Here is a 15,432-nt window from a genome sequence, read left to right on the forward strand (position 1 = left end):
GAAATGGAAACTCAAGCCATTATCCGTGGGGTGCACATCTCTGCCCAGAAGACCAGACTTGTTGCGGATTTGATCCGTGGCAAATCGGTTGCTCAGGCATTGAACATCCTGACCTTCACTAACAAGAAGGCCGCAGGCATTTTGAAGAAAGCTGTTGAATCAGCGATCGCCAATGCCGAACACAACGACGGTGCAGATATCGACGAACTCAAGGTCACCACAATTTATGTGGACAAGGCCGAGTCGATGAAGCGCTTCTCCGCACGAGCCAAAGGGCGCGGTAACCAGATCGAAAAGCAGACTTGTCACATTACTGTGAAAGTCGGCGCTTAAGGAGCAACGATGGGTCAGAAAATCCACCCGATTGGGTTCCGTCTCGCGGTTACACGCAACTGGGGCTCAAAGTGGTACGCACAGGACAAAGATTTTGGTGGCATGCTTGCCTCTGATATTCGTGTTCGCGAGTACCTCAAGAAAAAATTGAAAAGCGCATCTGTAGGTCGCATCGTCATCGAGCGTCCAGCCAAGAATGCACGTATCACTGTTTACTCGGCACGCCCGGGTGTTGTGATCGGCAAGCGCGGCGAAGACATCGAAGGCCTGAAGTCAGACTTGCAGCGTTTGATGGGCGTACCTGTACACGTCAATATCGAAGAAATTCGTAAACCTGAAACTGATGCACAGCTTATTGCGGATTCGATTTCGCAACAGCTGGAAAAGCGGATCATGTTCCGTCGTGCCATGAAGCGCGCCATGCAAAATGCAATGCGCATGGGTGCTCAGGGCATCAAGATCATGAGTTCAGGTCGCCTGAATGGAATCGAAATTGCACGTACTGAATGGTATCGCGAAGGTCGTGTACCGCTTCACACATTGCGTGCGAATATTGACTACGGCACCTCTGAAGCCCACACCACATACGGTGTGATCGGTATCAAGGTCTGGGTATACAAGGGCGATATGTTGGCCAACGGCGAATTGCCAGTTGAGACAGCAGCCCCCCGTGAGGAAGAGCGTCGTCCGCGTCGCGCACCTCGTGGTGATAAGCCAGAAGGTGCTCGTGCTGCCCGTCCAGCAGGACGTGGTCGTGCGCCCCGCAAAGCTGACGCAGCTGCGCCAGCTGAAGGAGAATAATCACCATGTTGCAACCATCGCGCAGAAAATACCGCAAAGAGCAGAAAGGCCGTAATACGGGCCTGGCAACTCGCGGTGCGAACGTTTCGTTTGGCGAATTTGGTCTTAAGGCTACCGGTCGCGGTCGTCTGACGGCTCGCCAAATTGAGGCGGCTCGTCGTGCCATTAACCGTCACATCAAGCGTGGCGGACGTATCTGGATCCGTATCTTCCCCGATAAGCCAATTTCACAGAAACCTGCTGAAGTTCGTATGGGTAACGGTAAAGGTAACCCTGAGTACTGGGTTGCTGAAATTCAGCCCGGTAAAGTGTTGTACGAAATGGAAGGTGTGAGTGAAGAGTTGGCACGTGAGGCGTTTCGCCTGGCCGCTGCTAAACTGCCAATCTCCACTACATTCGTCGCGCGTCACATCGGTGCTTAAGGAATCGACATGAAAGCAAGCGAACTTCGTGCAAAAACTGCCGCAGAGCTCGGTCAAGAGCTCGAAAGCCTACTGAAGGCGCAATTCAATTTGCGTATGCAGCGGGCAACTCAGCAACTTTCCAACACCAGTCAGATCGGTAAAGTCCGTCGCGATATCGCACGCGTCCGTACTTTGTTGACTGAAAAGGCGGGAAAATAAAATGACCACAGCTCAAACCACAAAAATCAAGCGTCAACGTACGCTGACTGGCAAAGTCGTTAGCAACAAAATGGATAAAACCATTGTTGTGCTGGTAGAACGCCGTGTTAAGCACCCTGTGCTTGGCAAAATTATTATGCGTTCAGCCAAGTACAAAGCACACGACGAAAACAATCAGTACAACGAAGGCGATACCGTTGAGATTGCTGAAGGCCGTCCTATTTCACGTTCAAAGTCATGGACTGCGACACGTTTGATTGAGGCTGCCCGCGTAATTTAAACGCAACGCAGGAATGGTCTGTATCTTGCTAGCAGGAAGCAGATAAAAAAGAGCGACGAATTTTCGTCGCTCTTTTGTTTTGGTCAAGCGTAATTAGATGTGGGTGACAAATTTAGTGACGAGGTAGCCATCAAATGTCTCGCTTCCCCCCTCACTTCCGATACCGCTATCCTTGATGCCCCCAAAAGGTGTTTCGGGCAAGGCACTGCCAAAGTGATTAATATTCACCATGCCAGCTTCGAGCGAGTTCGAAACCTTCGTGGCAGTTTGCAGTGAATTGGTAAAGACATAAGAAGACAAGCCAAAAGGCAAACTATTTGAACGGGCAATGACTTCGTCTACATCAGTAAAAGGAACGACGGGAGCGATAGGTCCAAATGGTTCCTCGGTCATCAACATAGAGTCGTCCTTCAAACCAGTGATCACGGTTGGCGGGAAGAAGAAGCCTTTGCCTTGAAGTGGGTCGCCACCAATTTCAACCGTTGCACCACGCTTTCTTGCGTCCTCAACGAAGCGTGAAATCGCAGGAACGCGGCGTTCGTGTGCGAGCGGTCCCATTTCGACACCATCATCAAGTCCGTTGCCGACTTTGATTGTCTTTAATACATCGATGAATTTGGCAAGGAATTTATCGTATGCATTTTTTTGAACATAAAAGCGGGTGGGAGAAACGCAGACTTGACCAGCGTTACGAATTTTGAACTTAGCCAACATGGTTGCAGCACGTTCGATATCCGCATCATCGAACACCAAAACAGGCGAGTGCCCACCAAGTTCCATGGTCGTGCGTTTCATGTGTTCGCCGGCCAATGCAGCAAGTTGTTTACCTACTGCTACAGAGCCGGTGAAAGAAACTTTGCGCGAGATAGGTGAACGAATCAAATAGTCTGAAACCTTTCCAGGCTGACCCCAGACGATATTCAAAACACCCGGCGGCAAACCGGCGTCGTGGAACATTTGGGCAATAGCCATAACAGCACTAGGTGAATCTTCAGGACCCTTAAGAATGATGGTACAGCCTGAACCAATCGCAGCGCAGATTTTTCTAATTGCTTGGTTGTATGGAAAGTTCCAAGGAGTGAAGGCAACACAAACTCCGATTGGCTCTTTGAGAACCAACTGACGTACATCAGGGTTGCGCGGCAAAATAACACGACCATAAATCCGACGACATTCTTCTGCGTGCCAATCGCAGTGATCTGCGCAGCTAATTAATTCACCCATCGACTCAGCCAAAGGTTTGCCCTGATCCATGGTCATATTTCGAGCTATATCCTTTGCGCGATCACGTGTCAGTTGACCCACTTTACGCAAAATCGCCGAGCGATCCATCGGAGAAGATTTTTTCCAGGTTGCAAAAGCATTTTCTGCAGACTGAAGAGCCATATCCAAATCTGCCTCGGTGGCATGGGGAAGCGTTCCGATCACTTCTTGAGTGGCCGGGTTGAAGACTTCTTGAGTCTTTCGACCATCGCCGGAAAGAAATTCACCGTTGATATAAAGCGACAATTTTTGGTACATGATTTATCCGATTCAACAAAAAATGGAAAAAATATAAAAAAGACTTAAAAATCAGTGTGTTATATTGATGAAGTTGTTAAACAAAAATAAAAAAGACAAGTCAAAAGCTTACAGAAAGCATAAAAAAGAGAAGATAGGTCGTAATATGACACAAGTTATGTGTACATGCACATGTAACGCTTGCATAAAATAAAATAGCGGTATATACTAGAAATCTTTCCTCACTCGGGCTAGGTTTTCAGGCTTAAATGAAAACTAAAAAGATGCCATAAAAGGTGTCAGTACCAAGAGAAGAAAGAAAAAAATTTAGCAGATTTCAACCCAGGGTGCCCTGTGGCGCCTTACGGGACCAAAACTGACTGAAAAGTTTGTCGGCGAGCCGAAAGTGAACCGACAAGTAAATTAGTTAAGTTGGAACAGGAAAAATCATGATCCAAATGCAGACCACGCTAGACGTGGCCGACAACACTGGTGCACGCTCTGTGATGTGTATCAAGGTGCTCGGCGGTTCTAAGCGCCGTTATGCCGCCATCGGCGATGTCATTAAGGTTACCGTCAAGGATGCAGCCCCGCGCGGCCGTGTCAAAAAAGGCGAAATCTACAACGCAGTCGTCGTGCGCACGGCAAAAGGCGTCCGTCGTAAAGACGGTTCGCTTATCCGTTTCGGTGGTAATGCCGCCGTTTTGCTCAACGCCAAACTCGAGCCCATTGGCACTCGTATTTTCGGACCCGTCACGCGTGAACTGCGTGGTGAGAAGTTCATGAAGATCGTGTCGTTGGCGCCAGAAGTGCTGTAAGGAGCCAAGATGAACAAGATTCGTAAAGGCGACGAAGTCGTCGTGCTCACGGGACGCGATAAAAAGCGCCGTGGTACCGTAATTGACCGAGTTGATGCTGACCATGTACTGGTTGAAGGTATCAACATGGTTAAAAAGCACGTGCGTCCAAATCCGATGCAAGGTACGGCGGGCGGCATTATCGAAAAATCAATGCCGATTCACATTTCGAACGTTGCTCTTTTTAATCCAGCCACCGGCAAAGGTGATCGCGTTGGTATTAAAGAAGTTGATGGTCGTAAAGTTCGCGTTTATCGTTCCAGCGGTGAGCCCGTTGGCGCTAAAGCGTAAGGGGCGATGAACATGGCTCGTTTTCAAGACCTATATCAAAACAAAATCGCCGGACAGCTCCGTGAGCAGTTCGGATACAAAAGTGCGATGCAAGTGCCACGCATCACAAAGATCACGCTGAATATGGGCGTGTCAGAAGCGGTGGCCGACAAAAAAGTCATCGAGCACGCTGTATCGGATTTGACAAAAATTGCTGGTCAAAAGCCAGTGATCACCAAAACCAAGAAGGCTATCGCAGGTTTCAAAATCCGCGAAGACTATCCGATTGGTTGCATGGTGACGCTACGTGGTCAGCGCATGTACGAATTCCTAGATCGTCTCGTTTCGGTGGCTTTGCCCCGTGTTCGTGACTTCCGTGGTATTTCGGGTCGTGCGTTTGATGGTCGTGGCAACTACAACATCGGTGTGAAAGAGCAGATCATTTTCCCCGAAATCGAATACGACAAAATCGACGTGTTGCGTGGGATGAATATCAGCATCACCACCACCGCCAAGACTGACGAAGAAGCCAAAGCGCTGTTGACAGCGTTTAGCTTCCCGTTCCGCAACTAAGGGGCGAAGACGTGGCTAAACTTTCAATGATCAATCGCGATGTAAAGCGCGCAAAAACAGCAGAAAAATTTGCTGCCAAGCGAGCCGCTCTCAAGGCAATCATCGACGATCAATCCAAGTCGGACGAAGAGCGTTACGAAGCGCGACTGAAGATTCAGCAGTTGCCTCGCAATGCAAGCCCAATCCGCCAGCGTAATCGCTGTGCAATTACGGGACGTCCACGTGGCGTGTTCCGCAAGTTCGGACTTGGCCGTATTAAACTGCGCGAATTGGCCATGAAGGGTGAGATTCCCGGCATGACCAAGGCTAGCTGGTAGGAGAATAGAACATGAGCATGAGCGATCCAATCGCCGATATGCTGACTCGCATTCGTAATGCGCAGCAGGTAGACAAACCATCGGTAACCATGCCCTCCTCCAAGCTGAAAGCAGCAATTGCTGCTGTGCTCAAGGATGAAGGTTACGTAGATGGTTTCCAGATTAAAGGTTCGGCTGAAAAGCCTGAGCTTGAAATCACACTCAAGTATTACGCAGGACGTCCGGTTATCGAGCGCATCGAACGCGTTTCGCGCCCTGGCTTGCGTATTTACAAAGGTCGTACAAGCATTCCTCAGGTCATGAACGGTCTGGGTGTGGCCATTGTCTCCACCTCGCGTGGCGTGATGACCGACCGCAAAGCTCGCGCCAATGGCGTGGGTGGCGAAGTCTTGTGCTACGTGGCTTAAGGAGAACCGAATGTCACGTATCGCTAAATATCCAGTCGAGTTGCCTAAGGGCGTTGAGGCAACAATCAAGGCCGACATGATTTCGGTCAAGGGCCCGTTGGGAACCTTGAACCAGCCGTTGACCGGCGATGTCATCATCAACGAAGACGGCGGAAAGTTGTCATTTATCGTTGCAAATGATTCCCGTCTGGCAAAAGCCATGTCAGGTACATTGCGTGCTCTGGTTGCAAATATGGTGGTTGGCGTCAGCAAAGGTTTTGAGCGCAAGCTGACCTTGGTTGGTGTGGGTTACCGTGCTGCAGTTCAAGGCAATGCAATCAAATTGCAACTTGGTTTTTCGCATGATGTCGTTCATGCGATGCCAGAAGGCGTGAAAGCTGAATGTCCCTCACAGACTGAAATCATTCTGAAGGGTTCAAACAAGCAGGTTGTTGGTCAGGTGGCTGCAGAAATTCGTGCCTACCGTCCGCCGGAGCCATACAAAGGCAAAGGCGTTCGTTATCACGACGAGCACGTCACGATCAAAGAAACCAAGAAGAAATAATCGCGCAAACAAGGAATCATCATGGACAAAAAAGTTTCCCGTTTGCGTCGTGCAGTACCGACGCGCAAGAAAATCGCCGAGTTGCGAGTTAATCGCCTCCAGGTTTTCCGTTCGAACCTGCACATCTATGCAAACATTATTTCGCCCGAAGGTAATACCGTTCTGGTTTCGGCCTCAACGGTTGAGCCTGAAGTTCGTCAACAACTGGCAGGTCAGTCAGGCAAGGGTGGCAATACCGCCGCTGCCTCATTGATCGGCAAGCGCGTCGCTGAAAAAGCGAAAGCCGCTGGCATTGAACTGGTTGCTTTCGACCGCTCGGGATTCCGTTACCACGGCCGTATCAAAGCCTTGGCCGATGCCGCGCGTGAAGCCGGTCTGAAGTTTTAAGCGAGGAATAGTCAAATGGCTAAAGAACAACGCAAGAGCGCTCCTGAAGAGCGAGATGACGGTCTTCGCGAAAAAATGATCGCGGTTAACCGCGTCAGCAAAGTCGTTAAAGGTGGTCGCACCATGAGCTTTGCTGCTTTAACCGTAGTTGGCGATGGCGATGGTCGCGTCGGTATGGGTAAAGGTAAAGCACGTGAAGTGCCAGTTGCAGTTCAGAAGGCAATGGAGCAGGCGCGTCGCGATCTGTTCAAAGTTGCACTTAAGAACGGCACGTTGCACCACACTGTGGTCGGTAAGCACGGCGCAGCAACAGTACTGATTTCGCCCGCAGCGGAAGGTACTGGCGTTATCGCTGGTGGTCCGATGCGCGCAATTTTTGATGTGCTGGGCGTGCGCAACGTCGTTGCAAAAAGCCTCGGCTCAAGCAACCCTTACAACATGGTTCGTGCCACGCTGAATGGTTTGCGCGCCTCCCTCACCCCGTCGGAAGTTGCTGCTAAGCGCGGCAAGACCGTCGAAGAGATTTTGGGATAAATCATGGCTCAAAAACAAGTCAAAGTGACCCTGGTCCGTTCGACCATCGGTACAAAGCAAGATCACCGCGACACGGTTCGTGGTTTGGGTCTGCGTCGTATCAACAGCAGCAAAGTGCTGATTGATACACCCGAAGTACGTGGGATGATCAACAAAGTCGATTATCTCGTGTCGGTTTCGGAAGTCTGAAAGGAATCACGATGTCGATTACTCAACTTAATACGATCAAGCCTGCCGAAGGCTCAACCCATGCCAAGCGTCGTGTAGGCCGTGGCATTGGTTCGGGACTCGGTAAAACAGCCGGTCGCGGCCACAAAGGTCAAAAATCACGTTCGGGCGGCTTCCATAAAGTCGGTTTCGAAGGTGGTCAGATGCCTTTGCAGCGTCGTTTGCCGAAGCGTGGCTTTACTACCCTGGACAACCACCTGTTCGCACAGATTCGTCTGTCGGACCTTCAGGCATTGCCTGTCGACGAAGTCGACGTGCAAGTACTGAAGCAAGCTGGTGTGGTCGGTCAGCAAGTGCGTTACGTAAAAGTTTTCAAGTCTGGCGAATTGTCACGCAAGGTTACCCTCAAAGGTATCACTGCAACGGCCGGTGCGCGCGCTTCTGTTGAAGCCGCCGGTGGCTCAATCGCTTAAGACGGATTAGAAAAGTATGGCAACAGCACAAACCGCAGGAAAAACAGGTGCACGTTACGGCGATTTAAAACGCCGTCTAGTGTTCCTGGTGCTTGCCTTAGTGGTTTACCGTATTGGCACGCATATTCCCGTACCTGGTATCAATCCAGGCGCATTAGCGGACTTGTTCAAGCAGAACAAAGATGGAATTCTTGGTCTGTTCAACATGTTTTCCGGTGGTGCGTTGTCACGCTTTTCGATTTTCGCCTTAGGGATCATGCCCTACATTTCTGCATCGATCATCATGCAATTAATGTCGGTTGTTGTCCCTTCGCTGGAAGCAATTAAGAAAGATGGTGAAGCCGGTCGCCGCAAGATTACACAGTACACCCGCTATGGGACTGTTTTACTTGCGTTAGTTCAGGCGGTAGGTATCTCGGTTGCCCTCGAGTCTCAACCCGGTCTCGTTATTGAGTCAGGTATGTTGTTTCGAGTGACAACAGTAGTAACTCTGGTTACAGGCACCATGTTTGTCATGTGGCTGGGTGAGCAAATCACCGAACGTGGTTTAGGCAATGGTATTTCGATCCTGATTTTCGCTGGTATTGTTGCTGGGTTGCCTGGCGGACTGGCTGGACTTCTGGATTTAGTGCGCACCAATGCAATGTCGGCCTTGTCTGCATTGTTTATCATCGCGCTAGTTATTTTGGTTACGGCATTTGTTGTTCTTGTTGAGCGTGGTCAACGAAAGATTACGGTCAATTATGCAAAGCGTCAGGTTGGCAATAAGGTTTATGGTGGTCAAACATCCCATTTGCCACTCAAGCTCAACATGGCCGGTGTAATCCCCCCGATTTTTGCATCGTCGATCATTCTGTTCCCTGCAACGATTACAAGCTGGTTTTCAAGCAGTGAAAACATGCGTTGGTTAAGCGATCTGGCAGCTGCACTGGCACCACGTCAGCCGCTCTATATCACCTTGTATGCAACTGCAATTATTTTCTTCTGTTTCTTCTACACGGCTTTGGTTTTCAATAGCCGCGAAACGGCAGATAACCTCAAGAAAAGTGGTGCTTTTGTTCCGGGGATTCGTCCTGGTGAGCAAACTGCAAAGTTTATTGACAAGATTTTGATGCGTTTAACCTTGGCTGGTGCCATATACATCACACTGGTGTGTTTGTTGCCCGAGTTCTTGGTGATGCGTTGGAATGTACCGTTTTACTTTGGCGGCACCTCTTTATTGATTATTGTTGTAGTTACGATGGACTTCATGGCACAGGTGCAAGCCTACATGATGTCTCACCAGTACGATTCTTTGCTCAAGAAGTCCAACTTCAAGGGCGCGAATCTGCCAATGAGATAAGCGATAACAATGTCAAAGGACGACGTCATTCAAATGCAAGGCGAGATTCTTGAGAATCTCCCTAATGCAACGTTCCGCGTTAAGTTGGAAAACGGCCATGTAGTTCTTGGTCACATTTCCGGCAAGATGCGTATGCACTACATCCGGATTTTGCCGGGCGATAAAGTCACTGTGGAGCTCACGCCCTATGACTTGACGCGCGCCAGAATCGTATTCCGCTCTAAATAAGCGGATGGGTTACGAATAAACAGGAGTCAACCATGAAAGTAATGGCATCGGTTAAGCGGATTTGCCGCAACTGTAAGATTATTAAACGTCACGGTGTGGTGCGAGTAATTTGCACTGACCCGCGTCACAAACAGCGCCAGGGTTAATTTTGGTTAACCTCATCGCAACGTATTAAATCAAGGAACAGTCATGGCCCGTATTGCTGGCATCAACATTCCGCCGCATCAGCACGCAGAGATCGGCCTGACCGCCATTTTTGGCATTGGTCGCACTCGCTCACGCAAAATTTGCGAAGCCGCTGGTGTGCCCTTTACCAAGAAGGTCAAAGATCTCACTGACGCAGAACTCGAGCGCATTCGCGAACACGTAGGCGTGTTCTCGGTTGAGGGCGATCTGCGACGCGAAGTTCAGCTTTCGATCAAGCGATTGATCGATCTTGGTACGTATCGTGGTATGCGCCATAAACGTGGCCTGCCCGTTCGCGGTCAACGCACTCGCACCAACGCACGCACCCGTAAGGGACCGCGTCGCGCTGCTGCAAGCCTGAAGAAATAAAGAGGATTAGAAGATGGCTAAAGCTTCTGGCGCAGGCGCAACTCGCGTCCGCAAAAAAGTCAAAAAGAATGTATCGGACGGCATTGCGCACGTTCATGCTTCTTTTAACAACACTATCATCACCATCACCGATCGTCAGGGCAATGCTCTGTCATGGGCGACATCAGGTGGTGCCGGCTTCAAAGGTTCGCGTAAATCAACTCCGTTTGCAGCTCAGGTTGCAGCAGAGACGGCTGGTCGCGTAGCGATTGAATACGGTATCAAGACGTTGGAAGTCCGCATCAAGGGTCCCGGCCCAGGTCGCGAATCTTCCGTGCGTGCCTTGAATGCGTTGGGTATCAAGATTTCGAGCATTGCCGATATCACACCCGTACCGCATAACGGCTGCCGTCCGCCTAAGCGTCGTCGTATTTAAGGGAAACCCAAATGGCACGTTACACTGGTCCCAAATGCAAACTTTCGCGTCGCGAAGGTATTGACCTGTTCCTCAAGAGCGCTCGTCGCTCACTCGAATCCAAGTGCAAGCTGGATTCGAAGCCTGGTCAACACGGCCGCACTTCAGGCGCCCGTACATCAGACTACGGTCTGCAATTGCGTGAAAAGCAAAAGCTCAAGCGCATGTATGGCGTCATGGAAAAGCAATTTCGTAAATATTTCGCTGAAGCAGAGCGTCGCAAGGGTAATACCGGCGAACAGCTGATTCAGTTGCTCGAATCGCGTCTCGACAACGTTGTGTACCGCATGGGCTTCGGCTCGACCCGCGCTGAAGCGCGTCAGCTGGTTTCACACCGCGCTATCGAACTCAACGGTCATGCAGCCAACATCCCCTCGATGCTGGTTAAGTCCGGTGATGTGATTGCCGTCCGTGAAAAGTCAAAGAGCCAGGCTCGCATTCGCGAATCAATGGATCTGGCGACTGGTCAAGGCCTGCCACAGTGGGTTGAAGTTGATGCAACTAAATTGACCGGTACGTTCAAACAAGTTCCTGACCGCGTTGACGTCGCTCGCGATATCAACGAATCCATGGTCGTTGAATTGTATTCGCGTTAATTTTAAGCAGTATTCCCCGCTTGACCGGATAGATCATCTTTTAAAAGATGGTTGTCCGGTCAAATGGGTTTGTAAGCAGTCACATATATCGCCGGATTTCCGGTTTCCCTCAGCCTTATCGGTGTAACGAACCGAGGGTATTGAAAAGGAATCATCGAAATGTCACAAGGTTTTCTCAAACCACGCTCCATAGAAGTCGAACCAGTCGGTATGCATCATGCGCGTATCATCATGGAGCCGTTCGAACGTGGTTATGGTCACACGCTTGGCAATGCTCTGCGCCGTATTCTTCTTTCTTCAATGACCGGCTACGCGCCGACAGAAGTACAGATCACAGGTGTTGTGCACGAATACTCAACGATTGCAGGTGTTCGTGAAGACGTAGTCGATATTCTTTTGAATCTCAAAGGCGTGGTTTTCAAGCTGCACAGCCGTGACGAAGTCACCCTCGTTTTGCGCAAGCAAGGCGCAGGTCCTGTATTGGCTTCGGATATTGAATTGCCTCATGATGTTGAAATCGTGAACCCCAATCAGGTGATCGCGACGCTGACCGAATCCGGCAAGCTCGAAATGCAGGTTAAAGTTGAAAAAGGTCGCGGTTATGTTCCTGGTAACGTTCGCGCCCTGATCGATGATCGTGCACACACGATCGGCCGTATCGTATTGGATGCGTCTTTTAGCCCGGTTCGCCGTGTCAGCTACGCAGTCGAGAACGCTCGCGTTGAGCAGCGTACCGATTTGGACAAACTGATTCTCGATGTCGAAACCAATGGCGTGATTTCTCCTGAAGAAGCAGTGCGTCAATCGGCACGCATTTTGATGGATCAGATTTCGGTATTTGCCGCTCTGGAAGGTGCAGGCGATTCATACGAAGCGCCTTCACGTGGTACGCCTCAAATCGATCCAGTGTTGTTGCGTCCTGTTGACGATCTCGAACTGACAGTTCGTTCGGCAAACTGCCTCAAAGCAGAAAATATTTATTACATCGGCGATTTGATCCAGCGTACTGAGAACGAACTTCTCAAGACGCCAAATCTGGGTCGCAAGTCGTTGAACGAAATCAAAGAAGTTTTGGCCGCGCGCGGCTTGACTTTGGGTATGAAGTTGGACAACTGGCCACCAATGGGCCTTGAGCGTCCGTAATTCATATAATTTTTGTAGCATCACACAACCGGCCCGCAGCCCTGCTGATAGAAGAGCCGGTTTAATCCGAGTGGAAACACTCATTTAGATTCATAAGGAAATATCATGCGTCACGGTAATGGTTTGCGTAAGCTCAACCGCACAAGTAGCCATCGTTTGGCTATGTTCCGCAACATGGCAGTTGCACTTCTCCAGCACGAAGCAATCAAAACGACGTTGCCCAAAGCGAAAGAATTGCGCCGTATCGTCGAGCCTTTGATCACGATGGGCAAAAGCCCAACGCTGGCTAACAAACGCTTGGCGTTTGCACGTTTGCGTGATCGCGAGATCGTTGTGAAACTGTTTGCTGAAATCGGTCCTCGCTATGCCGCACGTAACGGCGGCTATACCCGCATCCTCAAGATGGGTTTCCGTCAGGGCGACAACGCACCAATGGCTTATATGGAATTGGTCGATCGTCCGGTTGTTGAAGAAACTACCGAAGCGGCTGAATAAGCACAGAGTTAACCGGAAACGGTCAGGTTTAAGCCCCGGATATATCCGGGGCTTTTTCTTTTGGTGTCCCAATCGAAGAGGTAGAGGGATACAATGATTCGCACATCAGGCTTGTGATGTTTAACAGTGCCTTGGAATCAAGCGGGACTCAATCTATGCAACCAGATGATGTTGTGTTGGTGATCACCAATGCTCCGGATCAATTATTAGCCAAAAGAATTGCGCATCTTCTGATAGAAGAAGGCTTGGCTGCTTGCGTCAATATCGGACAGCAACCTGTTTTGTCCATTTATGGATGGAAGGGCGAGGTCGAAGGTGCAGAAGAGATTCCGATGACGATTAAAACCACCTGGGATAAACAGGCACTACTGGTTCAAAGATTGAAAGAACTGCATCCATACGAAATTCCTGAGGCCCTTGTCTTACCCACTGTGGCAGGTTATCAGCCGTATATTGATTGGGTACGAAGCCTGACATCGGTGTCAAAGGCATGATGCAGCAAAAGAAAACATTTCTGCAGACGTGCGTTTTACTCTTTGGCGCACTGCTACTGGTTTTATCCGGCATACAGGCAAAGGCGGATCAAGATGGATTTTTGGATCCAGAAAAAGCATTTGTACTAAAAGCTAATATCGAATCGCCGAATCTAATTCACCTGGATTTCAAGATTGCCGATGGTTATTACATGTATAGGGAGCGATTCAGTTTTCATTCCGATACAGAAAGCTTCAAGCTTGGCGAAGCAAAATTTCCGAAAGGAAAAATAAAGTTTGATCCCACCTTCAATAAGGATATGGAACTTTATTTCAATGAAGTAAAAATAGAGTTGCCATTTGTTTTCGAAGAAAATCAGAACACAGAAGCATCAAAAATTGCTGCAGAGAATGGCACGCAAAAAAAACAGATCATCATCACGGTCAACGGGCAGGGATGCGCCGAGGCGGGACTGTGTTACCCACCAATGGACTTTGTCCTTAAAGTAGAAAGAACGGACGACGGAAAAGGATGGAAAGTAGCATCGAATAAAACGGGATTGTTGGCGCATCTAATGGAAGGTGGCTGGCGAGATGTTTTATTCGGTGGTGATGATCAAAATTTGGCGGGAATACTTTCGTCGACTGATTTGATCGAGATTGCACTGCTGTTCTTTATCTTGGGCACTTTGTTGGCGCTGACACCATGCGTATTACCCATGGTGCCCATACTTTCAGTATTGCTAGTGGGAGAACAGCATCACGTATCGAGAGGGCGTGGCCTTATTCTTTCGGCCGCCTATGTTGCCGGCATGTCGGTCGTTTATACGATCCTGGGTGTTGCAGCGGGATTGAGCGGCGCCGGCTTGGCTGCGTGGCTACAAACGCCTTGGGTTTTGGGATTATTCGCGGTGATGTTGTCGGCGCTCGCACTTGCCATGTTCGATGTGTATCAATTTCAAATGCCCGCCAGCATTCAAACAAAGTTGATTGTCAAAAACTCGCACATCCTGGGTGGTCGGGTGGTCGCATCCTTAATGATGGGAGCCATATCCGCATTGATTGTGGGCCCATGCGTTGCCGCACCGCTTGCGGGTGCCCTGCTCTATATCTCCCAGACCGGCGACGTTATGTTGGGCGGACTGGCGTTATTTGCGATGGCCTGGGGGATGGGCGTGCCGCTACTGCTGATGGGTGCATCTGCAGGTAAGCTGATGCCACGCACAGGACCATGGATGGAGGGTGTCAAAAAATTCTTCGGTCTTCTGCTTTTTGCGACGGCGTGGTGGATGGTGATGCCGGTTTTGCCGACATGGATGCAAATTCTGGGATGGGCGATTTTGGCTATGTTTGGTGCCATGCTGATGCGCACATTCGAACCCATGCCGCCAGAGTCCGGTTTTGGTGGAATCGTCCGTAAGACAGTCGGCATGATGCTTGTACTGTTGTGTGCAATCTGGTTGGTGGGGATTGCAAGTGGAGGACGTTCTTTATTTCAACCCTTGTCGCATCTAGCGGTGTTTGCACAACCAGTTGAAACGCAGATGGCTGGAGCGATAGGCGCGACCGCAAAACAGCAATTGCTGGGCCAATCATCCCAATCATCCCAATCACTACAGCCTGTCGAACGATCTCAGCCTACTCAGCCATTTCAATCGTTGCTAGCCAATCAACAGACCTTATCAATAACATCAGCGTTGCCTGTGGTCAAAGTGGGTCCGCTTCAGTTTTACCGGATTAAAACAATCGCACAACTGGAAGCGTTGCTTGCAACTGCCAAGCAGCCCGTCATGCTGGATTTTTACGCTGACTGGTGTGTTTCATGTAAAGAGATGGAGGCATTTACCTTTGTAGATTCTCGCGTTGCCTCGCGCATGAATCAAATGCTTTTACTGCAGGCTGACGTCACGGCAAATGATCAAGAGGACCGTGCCTTATTAAAGCGTTTTAGATTGTTCGGTCCTCCCGGCATTATCTTTTTTTCCAAGGATGGCAATGAACGACGCGATATTCGAGTGGTTGGTTTTCAGGATGCCAGCCGCTTTGCCGCAACTCTTGATCGTGTCTTGAAGTAGAGCG

General features: G+C 49.8%; 26 protein-coding genes. 25 read left to right on the forward strand and 1 reads right to left on the reverse strand.

The features are described from left to right. Positions 1-3 precede the first annotated feature (3 nt). Genes rplV through rpsQ form a run of 5 tightly spaced genes read left to right on the forward strand, consistent with a single transcriptional unit; the run spans position 4 to position 2,037 of the window. Positions 4-333: a 50S ribosomal protein L22 gene (rplV, locus tag G3I67_RS04380; RefSeq protein WP_163651893.1), complete on the forward strand. Its 330-nt coding sequence runs from the start codon at positions 4-6 to the stop codon at positions 331-333. 9 nt (positions 334-342) lie between these two features. Next, entirely contained in the window at positions 343-1,134 is a 792-nt protein-coding gene (gene rpsC / locus G3I67_RS04385; RefSeq protein WP_163651895.1) for a 30S ribosomal protein S3, read from the forward strand. A 5-nt stretch (positions 1,135-1,139) separates the two neighbouring features. After that, complete coding sequence (gene rplP, locus G3I67_RS04390) at positions 1,140-1,556, forward strand: 50S ribosomal protein L16 (protein WP_005017288.1); 417 nt, start codon at positions 1,140-1,142, stop codon at positions 1,554-1,556. Between the two features lie 9 nt (positions 1,557-1,565). Continuing rightward, a complete protein-coding gene (rpmC, locus tag G3I67_RS04395; protein WP_163651898.1) occupies positions 1,566-1,757 on the forward strand; it encodes a 50S ribosomal protein L29 in 192 nt (63 codons plus the stop codon). A 1-nt stretch (position 1,758) separates the two neighbouring features. After that, positions 1,759-2,037, forward strand: a complete 279-nt coding sequence (gene rpsQ, locus G3I67_RS04400; protein ID WP_163651900.1) for a 30S ribosomal protein S17 — start codon at positions 1,759-1,761, stop codon at positions 2,035-2,037. A gap of 93 nt (positions 2,038-2,130) precedes the next feature. On the opposite strand, the gene G3I67_RS04405 is transcribed toward rpsQ, so the two are convergent. Continuing rightward, positions 2,131-3,558: an NAD-dependent succinate-semialdehyde dehydrogenase gene (locus tag G3I67_RS04405; RefSeq protein ID WP_163651901.1), complete on the reverse strand. Its 1,428-nt coding sequence runs from the start codon at positions 3,556-3,558 to the stop codon at positions 2,131-2,133. Positions 3,559-3,986: 428 nt separating this feature from the next. On the opposite strand from G3I67_RS04405, the gene rplN reads away from it, so the two are divergent. The 20 genes from rplN to dsbD all read left to right on the forward strand — a co-directional run bounded on the left by rplN (position 3,987) and on the right by dsbD (position 15,428). Next, complete coding sequence (rplN, locus tag G3I67_RS04410) at positions 3,987-4,355, forward strand: 50S ribosomal protein L14 (RefSeq protein ID WP_163651903.1); 369 nt, start codon at positions 3,987-3,989, stop codon at positions 4,353-4,355. Positions 4,356-4,364: 9 nt separating this feature from the next. Next, the gene (gene rplX, locus G3I67_RS04415) at positions 4,365-4,685 is read left to right on the forward strand and encodes a 50S ribosomal protein L24 (RefSeq protein ID WP_163651905.1); all 321 of its coding nucleotides are present in this window, start codon (positions 4,365-4,367) and stop codon (positions 4,683-4,685) included. A gap of 12 nt (positions 4,686-4,697) precedes the next feature. Continuing rightward, positions 4,698-5,237, forward strand: coding sequence for a 50S ribosomal protein L5 (rplE, locus tag G3I67_RS04420; protein ID WP_163651907.1), 540 nt, complete (start codon positions 4,698-4,700; stop codon positions 5,235-5,237). Between the two features lie 11 nt (positions 5,238-5,248). Further along, positions 5,249-5,554, forward strand: coding sequence for a 30S ribosomal protein S14 (gene rpsN / locus G3I67_RS04425; RefSeq protein WP_163651909.1), 306 nt, complete (start codon positions 5,249-5,251; stop codon positions 5,552-5,554). 11 nt (positions 5,555-5,565) lie between these two features. Further along, a complete protein-coding gene (rpsH, locus tag G3I67_RS04430; RefSeq protein ID WP_163651911.1) occupies positions 5,566-5,961 on the forward strand; it encodes a 30S ribosomal protein S8 in 396 nt (131 codons plus the stop codon). A gap of 10 nt (positions 5,962-5,971) precedes the next feature. Further along, positions 5,972-6,505 (forward strand): 50S ribosomal protein L6, encoded by a 534-nt coding sequence (rplF, locus tag G3I67_RS04435; RefSeq protein ID WP_163651913.1) that lies wholly within the window; start codon positions 5,972-5,974, stop codon positions 6,503-6,505. Between the two features lie 21 nt (positions 6,506-6,526). Beyond that, the gene (gene rplR / locus G3I67_RS04440) at positions 6,527-6,892 is read left to right on the forward strand and encodes a 50S ribosomal protein L18 (protein ID WP_163651915.1); all 366 of its coding nucleotides are present in this window, start codon (positions 6,527-6,529) and stop codon (positions 6,890-6,892) included. A 15-nt stretch (positions 6,893-6,907) separates the two neighbouring features. Continuing rightward, on the forward strand, positions 6,908-7,426 hold the full coding sequence (gene rpsE / locus G3I67_RS04445) for a 30S ribosomal protein S5 (RefSeq protein ID WP_163651917.1): 519 nt from the start codon (positions 6,908-6,910) through the stop codon (positions 7,424-7,426). A 3-nt stretch (positions 7,427-7,429) separates the two neighbouring features. After that, entirely contained in the window at positions 7,430-7,615 is a 186-nt protein-coding gene (gene rpmD, locus G3I67_RS04450) for a 50S ribosomal protein L30 (protein WP_163651919.1), read from the forward strand. Positions 7,616-7,626: 11 nt separating this feature from the next. Then, positions 7,627-8,067, forward strand: a complete 441-nt coding sequence (rplO, locus tag G3I67_RS04455) for a 50S ribosomal protein L15 (protein WP_163651921.1) — start codon at positions 7,627-7,629, stop codon at positions 8,065-8,067. Positions 8,068-8,083: 16 nt separating this feature from the next. Beyond that, complete coding sequence (gene secY / locus G3I67_RS04460) at positions 8,084-9,409, forward strand: preprotein translocase subunit SecY (protein WP_163651923.1); 1,326 nt, start codon at positions 8,084-8,086, stop codon at positions 9,407-9,409. Between the two features lie 9 nt (positions 9,410-9,418). Continuing rightward, a complete protein-coding gene (gene infA / locus G3I67_RS04465) occupies positions 9,419-9,637 on the forward strand; it encodes a translation initiation factor IF-1 (RefSeq protein ID WP_028816445.1) in 219 nt (72 codons plus the stop codon). A gap of 32 nt (positions 9,638-9,669) precedes the next feature. Further along, positions 9,670-9,783 carry a 50S ribosomal protein L36 gene (rpmJ, locus tag G3I67_RS04470; protein WP_003805360.1) on the forward strand — a complete coding sequence of 38 codons (114 nt, stop codon included), beginning with the start codon at positions 9,670-9,672 and terminating at the stop codon, positions 9,781-9,783. A 43-nt stretch (positions 9,784-9,826) separates the two neighbouring features. Further along, entirely contained in the window at positions 9,827-10,192 is a 366-nt protein-coding gene (gene rpsM, locus G3I67_RS04475; RefSeq protein WP_163651926.1) for a 30S ribosomal protein S13, read from the forward strand. Positions 10,193-10,205: 13 nt separating this feature from the next. Next, complete coding sequence (rpsK, locus tag G3I67_RS04480) at positions 10,206-10,607, forward strand: 30S ribosomal protein S11 (RefSeq protein WP_163651928.1); 402 nt, start codon at positions 10,206-10,208, stop codon at positions 10,605-10,607. A gap of 11 nt (positions 10,608-10,618) precedes the next feature. Continuing rightward, complete coding sequence (rpsD, locus tag G3I67_RS04485; protein ID WP_163651930.1) at positions 10,619-11,242, forward strand: 30S ribosomal protein S4; 624 nt, start codon at positions 10,619-10,621, stop codon at positions 11,240-11,242. A 159-nt stretch (positions 11,243-11,401) separates the two neighbouring features. Next, the gene (locus G3I67_RS04490; protein ID WP_163651931.1) at positions 11,402-12,385 is read left to right on the forward strand and encodes a DNA-directed RNA polymerase subunit alpha; all 984 of its coding nucleotides are present in this window, start codon (positions 11,402-11,404) and stop codon (positions 12,383-12,385) included. 105 nt (positions 12,386-12,490) lie between these two features. Beyond that, positions 12,491-12,880: a 50S ribosomal protein L17 gene (gene rplQ, locus G3I67_RS04495; RefSeq protein WP_163651933.1), complete on the forward strand. Its 390-nt coding sequence runs from the start codon at positions 12,491-12,493 to the stop codon at positions 12,878-12,880. A 155-nt stretch (positions 12,881-13,035) separates the two neighbouring features. Further along, the gene (cutA, locus tag G3I67_RS04500) at positions 13,036-13,374 is read left to right on the forward strand and encodes a divalent-cation tolerance protein CutA (protein WP_163651935.1); all 339 of its coding nucleotides are present in this window, start codon (positions 13,036-13,038) and stop codon (positions 13,372-13,374) included. Continuing rightward, complete coding sequence (gene dsbD / locus G3I67_RS04505; protein ID WP_163651937.1) at positions 13,371-15,428, forward strand: protein-disulfide reductase DsbD; 2,058 nt, start codon at positions 13,371-13,373, stop codon at positions 15,426-15,428. Before cutA ends, dsbD begins: the two co-directional genes overlap by 4 nt. The last annotated feature ends 4 nt before the right edge of the window (positions 15,429-15,432 follow it).

The organism is Sheuella amnicola, assembly GCF_010499255.1.
Lineage (GTDB): Bacteria > Pseudomonadota > Gammaproteobacteria > Burkholderiales > Burkholderiaceae_B > Zwartia > Zwartia amnicola.